This is a genomic window from Ensifer sp. EB106-05-01-XG146 (assembly GCF_058791875.1).
This window is the reverse complement of sequence record NZ_JBYTDX010000001.1, coordinates 2,020,265-2,032,613: the sequence shown is the minus strand read 5'-3', so window position 1 is coordinate 2,032,613 and position 12,349 is coordinate 2,020,265. Positions and strand designations below refer to the sequence as shown.

General features: G+C 64.8%; 13 protein-coding genes. 5 read left to right on the top strand and 8 right to left on the bottom strand.

The features are described 5' to 3' along the window. Positions 1-4: 4 nt before the first annotated feature. Positions 5-301 carry a hypothetical protein gene (locus tag AC3WVQ_RS10075; protein WP_063891143.1) on the bottom strand — a complete coding sequence of 99 codons (297 nt, stop codon included), beginning with the start codon at positions 299-301 and terminating at the stop codon, positions 5-7. Between the two features lie 151 nt (positions 302-452). On the opposite strand from AC3WVQ_RS10075, the gene AC3WVQ_RS10070 reads away from it, so the two are divergent. The 4 genes from AC3WVQ_RS10070 to AC3WVQ_RS10055 all read left to right on the top strand — a co-directional run bounded on the left by AC3WVQ_RS10070 (position 453) and on the right by AC3WVQ_RS10055 (position 4,410). After that, positions 453-1,250: an aminoglycoside phosphotransferase family protein gene (locus AC3WVQ_RS10070; protein ID WP_090294127.1), complete on the top strand. Its 798-nt coding sequence runs from the start codon at positions 453-455 to the stop codon at positions 1,248-1,250. A gap of 167 nt (positions 1,251-1,417) precedes the next feature. Further along, positions 1,418-2,026 carry a glutathione S-transferase family protein gene (locus AC3WVQ_RS10065; protein ID WP_034793282.1) on the top strand — a complete coding sequence of 203 codons (609 nt, stop codon included), beginning with the start codon at positions 1,418-1,420 and terminating at the stop codon, positions 2,024-2,026. Between the two features lie 460 nt (positions 2,027-2,486). After that, entirely contained in the window at positions 2,487-3,527 is a 1,041-nt protein-coding gene (gene ftsZ, locus AC3WVQ_RS10060) for a cell division protein FtsZ (protein ID WP_034793296.1), read from the top strand. A gap of 82 nt (positions 3,528-3,609) precedes the next feature. After that, a complete protein-coding gene (locus AC3WVQ_RS10055; RefSeq protein WP_309139225.1) occupies positions 3,610-4,410 on the top strand; it encodes a nucleotidyltransferase domain-containing protein in 801 nt (266 codons plus the stop codon). Between the two features lie 175 nt (positions 4,411-4,585). On the opposite strand, the gene AC3WVQ_RS10050 is transcribed toward AC3WVQ_RS10055, so the two are convergent. From AC3WVQ_RS10050 to AC3WVQ_RS10030, 5 genes are all read right to left on the bottom strand, one after another. Further along, on the bottom strand, positions 4,586-4,978 hold the full coding sequence (locus tag AC3WVQ_RS10050; protein WP_089043580.1) for a hypothetical protein: 393 nt from the start codon (positions 4,976-4,978) through the stop codon (positions 4,586-4,588). Between the two features lie 482 nt (positions 4,979-5,460). Next, the gene (locus AC3WVQ_RS10045) at positions 5,461-5,583 is read right to left on the bottom strand and encodes a hypothetical protein (RefSeq protein ID WP_255380501.1); all 123 of its coding nucleotides are present in this window, start codon (positions 5,581-5,583) and stop codon (positions 5,461-5,463) included. A gap of 416 nt (positions 5,584-5,999) precedes the next feature. After that, positions 6,000-6,131 (bottom strand): hypothetical protein, encoded by a 132-nt coding sequence (locus AC3WVQ_RS10040; RefSeq protein WP_255380500.1) that lies wholly within the window; start codon positions 6,129-6,131, stop codon positions 6,000-6,002. A 240-nt stretch (positions 6,132-6,371) separates the two neighbouring features. Further along, positions 6,372-8,669, bottom strand: a complete 2,298-nt coding sequence (locus AC3WVQ_RS10035) for a mechanosensitive ion channel family protein (protein ID WP_143034193.1) — start codon at positions 8,667-8,669, stop codon at positions 6,372-6,374. A gap of 227 nt (positions 8,670-8,896) precedes the next feature. Next, positions 8,897-9,670, bottom strand: a complete 774-nt coding sequence (locus tag AC3WVQ_RS10030) for an SDR family oxidoreductase (RefSeq protein ID WP_034793314.1) — start codon at positions 9,668-9,670, stop codon at positions 8,897-8,899. Positions 9,671-9,968: 298 nt separating this feature from the next. Here AC3WVQ_RS10030 and AC3WVQ_RS10025 point away from each other — a divergent pair, with 298 nt between their 5' ends. Next, positions 9,969-10,871 (top strand): LysR family transcriptional regulator, encoded by a 903-nt coding sequence (locus AC3WVQ_RS10025; RefSeq protein ID WP_060601308.1) that lies wholly within the window; start codon positions 9,969-9,971, stop codon positions 10,869-10,871. Positions 10,872-10,909: 38 nt separating this feature from the next. Here the strand turns inward: AC3WVQ_RS10025 and AC3WVQ_RS10020 are convergent, their stop codons facing one another. Both AC3WVQ_RS10020 and AC3WVQ_RS10015 read right to left on the bottom strand, forming a co-directional pair. After that, the gene (locus AC3WVQ_RS10020) at positions 10,910-11,326 is read right to left on the bottom strand and encodes a hypothetical protein (protein WP_246812720.1); all 417 of its coding nucleotides are present in this window, start codon (positions 11,324-11,326) and stop codon (positions 10,910-10,912) included. A gap of 246 nt (positions 11,327-11,572) precedes the next feature. Then, positions 11,573-12,070, bottom strand: a complete 498-nt coding sequence (locus AC3WVQ_RS10015) for a GNAT family N-acetyltransferase (protein WP_110818711.1) — start codon at positions 12,068-12,070, stop codon at positions 11,573-11,575. Positions 12,071-12,349: the final 279 nt, after the last annotated feature.

Below are 12,349 nucleotides of genomic sequence, written 5' to 3'. Positions count from 1 at the left end.
GGCGTCAGTCGCAATCGGGTTTGTCGAGTTCGACCTCGAACTGGCGCGGGCCGACAACGCCAGGCTTTGCCGGCAGACCGACGATCCTTGCGATCACCGTGCATTTGCCGGCGACGACGGCATAACGGTCGCGGCCCTGGCTGATGACCTTGTCGATCGGGTGTTTGGGAACGGCGACGGCGACCGCGTTGATGACCGCGTTCAGTTCGCGGGCACGCTGAAAATTCGGCGCAAGGGCGGCATTGGCCTGACCAGTGGCAAGGACGAGGACGAGGCAGGCGACGGCGGATCGGGCGAACATGGCAAGCTCCTGTTTGGAAGAGGCAAGCATGATCGCCCGGCAGATTCAAGGACAGCGATCGGCCGGGCCGTCGATGGGAACGGTTCGTTGACAGGGGGTGATCCGAAGACGATCCTCGGCCAGCTTCGCCTCCAGCCTCTCGAACGGTCCGATGACATCCGAAACGCCGATACAGGAAACGCCGCTTGCGGGCGGGAACGTCAATGCCGGCGTCGTGCGCGTGGGCGATACGGTGCGCCGCGCCACGCGCCCTGAGAGCGCGACCGTTCACCGGCTGCTCCTCCGTCTCGAGGCAAAGGGCTTTGCGGGATCGCCTCGGTTCCTGGGCCTCGACGGCCAGGGGCGAGAGATGCTGAGCTTTATTGAAGGCGATGCCGGTGTCTCTTCCGACATCTGGCTTTGCGAGGATGCGCTGATTGCCGCAGGGCGGCTGCTTCGCGCCTATCATGACGCGACGGCCGAATTCGGCTTCGGCGCGGCGGATCGCTGGGCCTTTAGATATCCGGATCGGCGTCGATGGGAGGTCATTTGCCACAATGATTTTGCGCCGTACAATCTCGTTTTTCGGGCCGGCGAACCGGTGGGGATCATCGACTTCGATCTCGCCGGTCCCGGGCCGCGGCTGCGAGACCTTGCCTATCTCGCCTATTGGACCGTGCCGCTTTCCTTCCATTCCGATGACTTGAAGGCCGCGGCGCTGGCGGATCTCGATGATGGCAGCCGGCGGCTGAAACGGCTGTGCGCGACCTACGGTCTTGCCTCGGACGATGCGTTGCTTGGGATGGTCGCCGATGTGCTCGGGCATATGGGCGACGAGGCGGCGATGCTGGCAATGATCGGCGCGGCCGCGACCGAGCGGCTGAAACGGGACGGGCATCTCGATCACTGGCGGCGAGAGCGGGACGCCTTCGAGCGCTATAGGACACTATTGTCCCGAAACCTTGTCTGACGACCGGCGAAGCGGCAGGGCAAGCCGATAGCGCTCGCGAAAAAGAATTCTTGCCTACCGAAATAAACCATTGAGTTAAATGAAACTGGTTGTTATAAACAACCGGTGTTCCGCTTTTATGCGGTTGAGGAGGAACGGGGCGGTCGCCTCATCGACAGGAGGATAAGATGAAGCTTTATCAGGGCATGGGACCGAATTCGTATCGCGTGCGCATCTTCATGGCGGAGAAGGGGATCTCGCTGCCGATGGTGGATGTCGATTTCGCCAAGGGCGAGCACAAGGCGCCGGAGTTTCTCGCGGTCAATTCGCTCGGTCAGATCCCGGTGCTGGAACTCGACGACGGCACTGTTATCACCGAGAGCGTCGCGATCTGCCGCTATCTCGAGGAGACCACGCGCGAGCCGCAGCTCTTCGGCCATGACGCCGTCAGCCGCGCCAAGGTGGAGATGTGGAACCGGCGCGCCGAACTGGTGATCCTCGGCACCGTCGGCAATGTGGCGCTGCATTCGGACGCGTTCTTTGCCGAGCGGCTGACGCAGTTTCCGGCCTTTGCCGAGACCGAGCGGGCGGCGGTGCCGCAGAAATGGGGCTGGCTCGACGATGAGCTCTCGGATGGAAGGCCGTTCCTGGCAGGCGACGAATTCTCGATCGCCGACATCACCGCAGGGGTCACCGCCTGGCTCTGCGAGGTCTTCGGCATGGAAATCCCGGCTTCCGCAAAAAACGTCCAGCGCTGGCTGGAGCGGGTACGTTCGCGGCCGAGTTTTGAGGCCTAAGGGACAGCCTGTGGCAGGGGCGGTTTCGCGCAGTCTTAGGGTGGCGAGATCGGCCCCTCATGCGGCCTGCCGGCCACCTTCTCCCCGTTGTCGCGGGGAGAAGGTGGGACGTGGCGCCCGCTCGTTCCTTCGGCCAATGTGGCAGCCGCGTTGAGCGTCGGCAGGTCTCGACGTGGGGGCCAGCCGTCATCCGCGTTCCCTCTCCCCGCAGGCGGGGAGAGGGTCAGGGTGAGGGGATGGCATGCGCTATAGCATTGATTATTTTGTAGATTTCTCCATTCTGCCGACGAAACCCAACGGCCGGATTCTCGCCTCTGCGCCCCCGCTAAAATTCATATGTGGATAGGCGCGTCGCCCTTTTTGCTTGCCTTCTCCATGGCTTTTTTCAATTCCTAAAATACAAGCTGCCCGATTCGCCGCTGCCGGGCGCCTGCAAGGCGCTGGCTCTAGGAGACAAGCCATGACCGATTTCAAGAAGCCCACGATCACCGAAATGCGCCCGAAGATCACCGTGATCGGGGTCGGCGGCGGTGGCGGCAACGCCATCAACAACATGATCAACGAAGGGCTTCAGGGCGTCGATTTCGTGGTCGCCAACACCGACGCGCAGGCGCTCGCCATGTCGAAGTCGTCGCGCATCATCCAGCTCGGCGCCGCCGTGACCGAAGGCCTCGGCGCGGGCTCCCTGCCGGATGTCGGCCGGGCGGCGGCGGAAGAATCGATCGACGAGATCATGGATCACCTCGGCGGCACGCATATGTGCTTCGTCACCGCCGGCATGGGCGGCGGTACCGGCACGGGCGCGGCCCCAGTAATTGCGGCGGCGGCACGCAAGGCCGGCATCCTTACGGTCGGCGTCGTCACCAAGCCCTTCAGCTTCGAAGGCAAGCGCCGCATGGAAACGGCCGAGCAGGGCATCGAGCGGCTGCGCGAGGCGGCCGATACCGTCATTGTCATCCCCAACCAGAACCTCTTCCGCATCGCTGACGCCAAGACCACCTTTGCCGATGCCTTCGTGATCGCCGACCGGGTGCTCTATTCGGGCGTTGGCTGCATCACCGACCTGATCGTCAAGGAAGGCCTGATCAACCTCGACTTCGCCGACGTGAAATCTGTCATGAAGGGCATGGGCCGGGCGATGATGGGCACCGGCGAGGCGACCGGCGAGGGCCGCGCGCTGAAGGCGGCCGAAGCTGCGATCGCCAACCCGCTGCTCGACGAAGTGTCGATGCGCGGCGCCCGCGGCGTGCTGATCTCGATCTCCGGCGGCATGGACATGACGCTGTTCGAGGTGGACGAAGCCGCGACCCGCATCCGCGAAGAGGTCTATGACGAAGCCGACATCGTCGTCGGTTCGATCTTCGACCGTACGCTCGACGGTACCTTCCGCGTGTCCGTCGTTGCGACCGGCCTCGACGGCGCGCGCTCATCCGCCAACCCGGCCGGTGCCGCCGTCGGCCAGCCGGCGGCAGAACCTGCACCGACCCGCACGCTGCAATAGCATACGCATCCATCGCCTGCTTCAAGGACCCTCCCGATGTGATGACGCCATATCGGGAGGGTCCTTGCGTTTGGAGGCTCGAATGAGCGACGAGGGTGTGCCCGCCGATGAGGCGGCAAAGCACGCGCCAGCGGCACCAGGCCGTGCGGCGAGAGCGGTGATGGCGGCTGAGGCGGTGCTCGCGGAACGCTTTCCGCAGGCGATCTTTGCGATCGTCGCGGGCTCGATCCTGCGCGGCGAGGGTACGCAGACCTCGGATATCGACCTGGTGGTGCTGCACGAGGCCCTGCCGGCCGCCTGGCGGGAAAGCTTCCATTTCGACGATTTTCCGATCGAGGCCTTCGTGCACGACTTCGAGACGCTCAACTGGTTTGTCGACCAGGATATGGCGGGCGGTTGCCCGGTGCTTGCGGACATGGTGGCGGGCGGCGTTGCTATCGGGCCTGAGCGGGCGCGTGCCGAAGCGCTTCAGGCCGGGGCGCAACAGCGCCTGGAACGAGGGCCGGCGCCGCTGACGCCTGAGATACGCGACGGACTACGCTACCAGATCACCGATCTGGTGGATGATCTGCGCGATGCACGCCCGGCCGCCGAGATCCGCGCCATTGCCGCCGAACTGACGAAGCCGCTCGCCGATCTGATGCTGCTTGGCCGCGGGCGATGGTCTGGGCGCGGCAAATGGCTGCCGCGGTTGCTCGTCCGGGCGGACGCGTCGCTTGCCGAACGCTTCGACACGGCATTGCGCCACGCGGGCGCAGGACAGGCAGCAGAGCTGATCCGGCTTGCCGAACTGGAACTGGCGCCGCATGGCGGGCCGTTGTTTGCCGGCGACCGCCGAACCGCGCCGCCGGATGCCCGGCGTTCGGGTCTTCTCGCGCAGTGAATGCGCCGGCTCGTGGGATGGCCGCCTCCGATGCCTTGGGCGCGGATGGGGACATGATCTGTTTGCGAGGAACCGCCGGGACGCTTCAACACGAGCGCCGGCGCCCGCAGGGCTGACGGCCAAGTTCTGGGTGAGCCAACAGCTACGGCGAGTGCAGAGGCGAGGCCTTTGGCCTTCACTTGCTGCGCGGAGGGCGTGGCTCCCGGCGCTCAGCCTCCTCGACCACGGAGAATGGAAGCTCCTCGTACATCGAGCGGTTGAATTCGGCGAAGGTTAGCCTGCCATCGATGAACACTTTGAAGTAGCGCCGGCAGACGTCCTCCGCCATTTCTTTCCGGCTGGAATAGGGCGTTCCCTCAAGCGCATTGTCCTTCAGGTCGGGCAGGTACTCCGATACGCATGCCTCTACATATTGCCGCTGCGCGCCCGGGCGCTTGCGCAACGCGGAGATCGTCCACTCATATTTGGAATAGCTCATATATTGCTCGGTTCGCGGCGCGAACAGGACGATGGCGATTGCGCACAGCAGAGCGACAAACATGCCGCCGGCGACGAGACGAAAGTCCATCTATTCAATCGTATAAATTGTTGCCCATGCCTATGTAAGACAACTTTAGCGGTTAGCAAGAGGCGCGCTTACGCGTCGAGTGGTTTCACGAAATGTTCCTCCCCCATTTGGGGGAGGAGGCTACGGGAAAACCACTTTCGTGCTTGGACCGTTCTCCCATCGTTCGGTGTCTATTAGAGGTTGCGAAATTGGGCGCTCCCAATTGCGCCCTCGGCCGGAGCGGGGACGGGCGGGCAGGGCACGATCGGTGGCGGGGCTATGTCGCTGCGCCTGCGGGGCAGCTGCCAGAGACGCCTGGGATGGAAACGGTAACGGTCGGCGGGTCACGACCGATGTCCTTCGCGCCGACTGGACAAAGGCAATCCCTGTGGTGGCGCTTCGAGCGCGAGTGCCGTCTTCAGCCAGAGATGGGGAGAATGGAGAGGTGTCGCGCCGGGCCGGAGCATCGTTCTGCTACCGGCAGCGCGATCAGCGGGAGGTTCTTAAAGGGCGGCCAGCTGTTCGGCTGTTGCAACGATCTGCGTGTTGCCAAGCGAATGATCGGCATATTTGAACACCAGGATGCTCATGACTGAGGCGACAAGGGCTACCAGGATGATGCGCATGGCGTTGCTCCGACTTCCTTCTTGCCTGGCCTTGATCCTTCGTTGCGCCGGGCGGTGATCGATCCGGAAGCCCTGTGCTTTCCGGTCAAAGGCCTTCCGGCCTTTTGTTGAACCTGTTCTAGCAAATGGGCGGGGCCGACTATTGTTCCCGTGGGGACAGCGGGAAATCGCGGAGGCATGCAGCTTTTCGGTGTGCTCCAGCCCGTCCTGGGCCGGAGATTTCCCCGGGGAGCTACACGCCGTGTTGAAGCGGTAGCGCGAGAACGACGGATCGGAGTTGCGGCCGGCCACCGAGAAGTTCAACGGGCGGCTGAAGCGGCGCAGCCGTGTGAATTCGGACGCGTGAGGAGCGCTTCGCATCTCCTCGGGCTTCTGGACCTTCGATGTCGATTTGAAGAGATGGCCGCCGAACGGCTCTACAGGCCGAGGATCCAGAAGACGACGCCGAACAGCACGATGAATGCGCCGACGGCCAGCAGGAAGCGGGCCATGCCGGTGTTGGTATCCTTCGTGCCGACGAGACAGTACCAGAGGTGATCGTTATCCATTCCTGACGCTCCATCGAAAGGCGCTGCTGCCGCGCCCGCGCGACCCACCATACACGCAAAGGTCGTCGCGGCGCGTGGAATGATTGCGTGTCTTCGCCGCCGGACCGAGATCGGTGGAGGACGCGTGCCGTTGGCGGACGTTGTCACGTCCCAGCTCGGTTGCTCAAGGACAGGGTGGGGCAGGTTGCGTCTCGCGGCAGCTACGGCATGTCCATGCCGCTGTCGCCATCGACTGCCTGCTTATCCCTCCGCCTCCGCCGTTTCGGCCGCTGCCGGCTTTTTCGCCAGCGCCAGGTTGGCGGCGGCCGCTTCCGCCTCGGCTGCACCGGCAGCGCCGGAGCGCACGGTGACGGCGTTGGAGGCGAGGTCGAGGCCGGCTTCGCGCAGCGCCGGCAGCAGGCGCTTCATCGACTCGCGCTGCAGGATGCTGGGGTTGCCGGGGCGGGCGGTGAACTTGAGGCGCACGACGAGCGAGTTTTCGGTGACGTCCTGGATGCCTTGCATCTTCAAGGGCACCAGGAATTCGCCGCCGATCTCGGGATCCTCCAGCATGGCAAGGCCGACCTTCTTGATGGTCTTGCGGATTTTCTCGGGGTCGGCATCGCGCTCGAATTTCAACTCGAACTTCACCGTGCTCCAGTCGCGGCTGAAATTGGTGACCGCCTGAAGCTGGCCATAGGGGATCGTGTGGATCTGGCCGTTCTGGTGGCGCAGCCGGAGCGAGCGCAGCGAGATGCGCTCGACCGTGCCCTTGAGCTTGCCGGTATCGACATATTCGCCGACGCGGAAGGCATCGTCGGCGATGAAGAAGATGCCGGAGACGACGTCCTTCACCAGCGTCTGCGAGCCGAAGGAAAGGGCGAGACCCAGCACGCCGAAGCCGGCGATCAGCGGCGCAATATTGATGCCGAGTGCGGAAAGGATGACAAGGCTGGTGACGGCGAAGATACCGCCGAAGATGAGGTTGCGGACGAGCGGCAGGATGGTCGAAATCCGGCTTTGCTGGTGGACCACCGTATCGTCCTCGCTGTCGCCGGGCAAAGCGAGGCGGGCGGTGGGCGCGAAGGCCTCGAAGCTCTTCCAGAGGAAACTGCAGATCACCCAGCTCGCGACCACCGCAAGGCTGATGCGCTCGAGGATGACGATCCAGCCGATGGCACCGGCCGTATCATGCTGGACGAGCACCGGGCGCCAGAGCGTGATGATCAGATGCAGGCCGATCAGCCAGATGGCGCCGGCAAGCGCCGTCTGGACGCTGCCCGAAATCGCCGCGTGCAGCGCGTGGGAGGCCGGCGTGCGCCGGCGCTCGGCGGCAGCCCCCGCCAGCGAATGGATGCCGAAGGCAAGGATCGGAAGCGCGAGCAGAATGATCTGTGTCGTGCCGCCGGCAAAGCTCCAGGCGGCGCTGTTCGGGCTGCCGGCAACGATGACGCTCATCAGCCAGAGCACGATGGCGCTTGCCGCATAGAATTCGGGCACGCCGAAGGCGATGGCGCGGCGCACCGGGCCTGGGTTTTCACCGGCAAACACCGTGCGGATATCGCCGGCGCCGGCGATGAACCAATAGAGTTTCAACAGCGTCAACAGGGTCACGCCGATCAACAGCCAGCCATCGGTCGCAGCGTTCTCCAGTCCGCGCTGGTGGGCAAAGCGCAGGCTGGCGCCGAGGATGGCGCCGATCGCCCCATAGGCGGTCAGCATGTTGGCGTGGAAGCGCGGGTGGGCGATATCGAGCAGGCGGATCTCGGGCCGCGTCGGCGCAAACAGGAAGCGGGCGCCGACCGCATACACCACGGAGGCGAGGGCGATGGTGATGAGGGCGTGGGCGAGTTCGGCAGAGGCAGTGGCCGGCGTCAGGAACAGGCGGGCAACGGCATGAGCGGCCACGGCGAAGATCGCCAGATAGGCGATGTCGAAGCCAAGCCGGATCAGCGAGGCGCGCATGCGGTGGAGCAGATCGACCACTTCGAACGAGGCGCCGAACAGCCGGTGGATGAGGAGCCGGCTGGCAAAGGCGGCGGCAAGGCCGGCTGCGACGGCGAGCAGGGCCACGGCTGTTACCGAAACCACCGACCAGCCCTCGGCGCGGATGCCTGCCGCAACGTCAGCCATCACCCCGGCGATGCCGGACATACCGGCAACGCCCATCTGCAAGCCATTGACAAAACGAGCGGAAAGCGTGTCGAGCGTGTCCGGCTGATCGGGCGAGGACGTTGGTTCAGGCGTCGTGGTTGCGGGTGCAGCCTGATGCGTGGCCGCACCCCCCGACGCGGGCGCCGGTGCCGCGACGCCAGCGCCAGCGGGCGTCGGCGTTTCGCCCGAGGCCTGCGCCGCAGCGTCGCGCCACTCGACGGTCACCGACCCGCCGGCCTTGGCGGCGGCGCGCAAGGTCTCCTCGATCTCGGCAGCACTCTGGCCGGGTGTGAGGATCACGGTGACCGGCGGAGGCGTCGTCTCGGCGAGTGCAGGCAGGGCGAGGGTCAGGACGAGAACGAGGCCCGCCAGCAGATGGCGGCAGAGGAGGTGGAAACGCAGCATGAAATTCATCCATCAAAATCGGTTGTCCGCCCTGCGGCCTTGCCCATCACATTACATAACGTTCTAAAATTCCAATCGAATTTTGTGGGGCGGGATGGGGACAGGGCCGCCGCTCACCAAGGGTTGCCCTGCGCCGAAGCTGCCCCCTCACTGTCTTGCCGGACATCTCTCCCCGCCAAGCGGGGAGAGAGACGCTGGGCGGACGCTCCGGTGCCAGGTCCTCCGGCCTACTTCGTCGTGTAGCCGCCATTCACCAGGATCGTCTGGCCGGTCATCCACCAGCCGTCGGAGACGAGGAAGCGGATGTAGGGGACGATGTCCTCGATGTCGGTGAGGCCGGTCCTGGAGAAGGCCGAAAGGGCCGATGCGGTTTTGTGATAGGCGACGGCGTCGGCGCCTTCGGCCGGGTAGAAGAAGGGCGTATCCATCGGGCCGGGTCCAATCGCGGTCACGGAGATGCCGCGCGCGCCGAACTCCTTGGCTGCTGCCCGGGTGAAGTGCTCCACCGGCGCCTTGGTGCCGGCATAGGCCGCATAGAAGGGCGTGAAGGCGCCGAGCAGCGAGGTGACCAGCGTGCAGACCTTGCCGTTGTCGCTGACGTGCCTGCCGGCCTCGCGCAGGAAGAAGAATGCGGACTTCGAATTGACCGCGCTCATCTCGTCGTATTCGGCCTCGGTGATCTCGACGAAGGGCTTTTTCAGCACCTTGCCGACGGTGTTGACGGCGATGTCGATGCTGCCGAGCGCCGCCTTGGCGTCGGCAAAGAGCTTTTCGACATTGGCGGCGCTGGTGAGATCGCCGGAGAAGGCGTGGGCCGCGGCACCGGTCGCCTTGATCGCCGCCACGGTTTCATCGGCTGCCGCCTTCGTCGCCGCGCTGTTGTAATGGATCGCGACGCCACGGGCGCCGTGTGCGGCAAGATCGCGTGCGAGCAGGCCGCCGAGGTTCTTCGCGCCGCCGGCGATGAGGGCGGTTTTGCCGTTGATGCTGTGGTCTGCCATGGGTTTCTCCTGTTGTGCGCCTGATGGCGGATGCTTTCGTTCGGCGGGCGGGGCTACGCATTTGCCCGAAATCGCCCCGCTCTCCGGTACGGGCCGCCTGTGCGACCGCCGCTCGTTGCGGACGTCGTGTCTCTTGCTTCATGGGGTGCGGGCCTTATCGCCGCCGACGTGAGCGGTCGGTGATGCGACCGGCATCGCGACCAGGAGAATATCGTCGGCGCTGCTGGCATAAAGTCCCCGAACGTGACATGACTTGTCAGGAATGACGAACAATGGGGGTGAGGCGTCGCGCGCCGGCATGGACAGGATCGAGCTTTTCCGCATCTTCACCCGTGTCGTCGAAAGCGCGAGTTTTACCCGCGCGGCCGACACGCTGGGCCTGCCGCGCTCCTCGGTTTCGGCGGCGGTGCAGACGCTCGAAACACGGCTCGGCACGCGACTTCTCCATCGTACCACGCGCAAGGTTGCGCCGACGCAGGATGGGGCAGCCTTCTACGAGCGCTGCCTGCGGCTGATTTCCGATATGGACGAGGCGGAGAACCTGTTTCGCCGCGACACCTCCGGCCCGACCGGACGGTTGCGGGTCGACCTGCCGAGCCGCATCGGCCGGCTGATCGTGGCGCCGGCGCTGCCGGAGTTCCTGGCGCGGTACCCCGGCATCGACATCGATCTCGGCATGACCGACCGGGCGGTGCACCTGATCGAGGAAAGCGTCGACTGCGCGCTGCGTGTCGGACCGCGCGAGGATTCGAGCCTGATTGCCCGGCCGTTCGGCACACTCAGGCTGATCAATGTCGCAAGCCCCGACTATCTCGAGCGCCACGGCACGCCGGAGACGCCCAACGATCTCAGCGCCCACGTCGCGGTCAACTACGCTTCACCCTCGAGCGGCCGGGTGGAGGACTGGGAATGGATGGAGAACGGCGAGGCGCGCACGGTTTCGGTTGCCGGCCGGGTCAGCGTCAACAGCGCCGAAGGCAGCATCGCCTGCTGCCTCGCCGGCCTCGGCCTTATCCAGATCCCGGCCTATGACGTGATCGATCACATCAGAGCGGGCCAGCTGGTCGAGGTGATGCCGCATCACGTCGCCGCGCCGATGCCGATGGCTTTGCTCTACCCGCACCGCCAGCATCTGTCGCGCCGGCTCAAGGTGTTTGCCGACTGGCTGGAGGGGCTGATGCGGGCGGTGATTGCGGCGTGAGGCGGCGATGCGGTTTGGGCTCGCTTTGTTGGCGCGCTCTAGCTGATCGTCTGATGACACCGCCGGCCGTTCCACGGCAGGAACTCGGATCCGCCGGCATTCCACCTGCCGTCGAATTCGGAGAAATCCGGCGTGAAGGTGACGATCAACTGGCCGTAGCCGTATTTGTCGCGCCACATGAAGCTTCGGGTGAGATCGCTGCCGTCGCCATCGTCGCCGGTTTCGGCGAGTTCACCGTCGACGGACTGGCCCTGATCGGAGAACACGTATTTGCCGACGACCGTGCCATCGGCAGCGGTTTCGAAATGCGTCTCGGCGTCCGAGAGCACGCCGGCGGAGGAAAGCTGGCCGCAATAGGTGCCCGAGGGCGCGGTGCTCGTCTCGCCTGCCATCGCCGCAGAGGCGGATGCGGCCGCAAGCAGCAGCGCGGCGGTGAAGGAAAGGCTTGCAGTCAACGCGGCACCTTTGGCGTTTCGGGATGTCGCGGTCTCTCGTGATCGCCTGGCAGCAGCGAGTCGCGACGGTTGTCGCCATGGACAGTCATTCGGGATGCAAAATCAAGATGCTCATGCGTCCAGCGCCGGCGCGGTGCTGACGCTGGCGTCGCCGAACAGGCGTCCCTTCTCGGCGACGAGGAAGCAGGCGAGTATCGGAGCGCGATGTGCTTCCACATCGCGCTCCGAGGCATGTCGTCAGGTCAATCAGCTTGCATCAAAGCCCGCGTGGAAGCTGACGCGCCCTGACGGTACCGGACCTTCGAACGCCTTTGCCATGAAGTATTCGGCCGGTACGCCTTCAAGGCGCAGGGCGGCGTGGTTCTCGAAGCCGAAGCGTTTGTAGTAGTCGGGCTCGCCGAGAACGACGCAGCCCTTGGCGCCGGTCTTTGCAAGGCGCGCAAGGCCTTCGCGGATCAGCCTGCCGCCGGTACCGCTCTTCTGGTGGTCGGGCCTGACGGAGACGGGGCCGAGACCGAACCAGCCCTTGTCCTCCCCGTCGATCGTGACCGGGGAGAAGGCGACGTGACCGATGATTTCGCCCTGGTCGAGGGCGACCAGCGAGATCGTCAAGGCGCCGGCGTTGCGCAGCGCGTCGATGATTTCGGCCTCCGTCTGGCTGCTATAGGCCATCGGCGCAAAAGCGGCCTTGGTGATCTGCCGGATGGTTGCGATGTCAGTCGCTCGTTCGGAGCGTATGTCGATGGTGGTCATTGTCAAAAACCTGTTCTTGAAACCCTTCAGTCGCGCGCTGTCGACCGCGAATGACGGGTATCGTTCGCCGGTGGCGCGGTTTCGCGTCTCGACCGGTCGAGACGCTCAGTGGGTGAGAACAAGCTCCAGCATCGACAATTCCTCTGCTCAGTTCAGGCGAGCAGGTTCGGTATAGGGCGAGGCCTTTGCCATGGTCAACAGGCGGCTCTGGCAGCGCAACGCGTTCACGCGGCGGCCGGTTGAGGTCCGTTCCCGCTTCGTCGTTCGCGT

Coding starts and splice junctions, on each gene's coding strand:
- AC3WVQ_RS10025 (WP_060601308.1), top strand. CDS start 9,969: ATGGACAGGATCGAGCTTTTCCGCATCTTCACCCGTGTCGTCGAAAGC.
- ftsZ (WP_034793296.1), top strand. CDS start 2,487: ATGACCGATTTCAAGAAGCCCACGATCACCGAAATGCGCCCGAAGATC.
- AC3WVQ_RS10030 (WP_034793314.1), bottom strand. CDS start 9,670: ATGGCAGACCACAGCATCAACGGCAAAACCGCCCTCATCGCCGGCGGC.
- AC3WVQ_RS10050 (WP_089043580.1), bottom strand. CDS start 4,978: ATGGACTTTCGTCTCGTCGCCGGCGGCATGTTTGTCGCTCTGCTGTGC.
- AC3WVQ_RS10040 (WP_255380500.1), bottom strand. CDS start 6,131: ATGGATAACGATCACCTCTGGTACTGTCTCGTCGGCACGAAGGATACC.
- AC3WVQ_RS10035 (WP_143034193.1), bottom strand. CDS start 8,669: ATGCTGCGTTTCCACCTCCTCTGCCGCCATCTGCTGGCGGGCCTCGTT.
- AC3WVQ_RS10055 (WP_309139225.1), top strand. CDS start 3,610: ATGAGCGACGAGGGTGTGCCCGCCGATGAGGCGGCAAAGCACGCGCCA.
- AC3WVQ_RS10065 (WP_034793282.1), top strand. CDS start 1,418: ATGAAGCTTTATCAGGGCATGGGACCGAATTCGTATCGCGTGCGCATC.
- AC3WVQ_RS10070 (WP_090294127.1), top strand. CDS start 453: ATGACATCCGAAACGCCGATACAGGAAACGCCGCTTGCGGGCGGGAAC.
- AC3WVQ_RS10045 (WP_255380501.1), bottom strand. CDS start 5,583: ATGCGCATCATCCTGGTAGCCCTTGTCGCCTCAGTCATGAGCATCCTG.
- AC3WVQ_RS10075 (WP_063891143.1), bottom strand. CDS start 301: ATGTTCGCCCGATCCGCCGTCGCCTGCCTCGTCCTCGTCCTTGCCACT.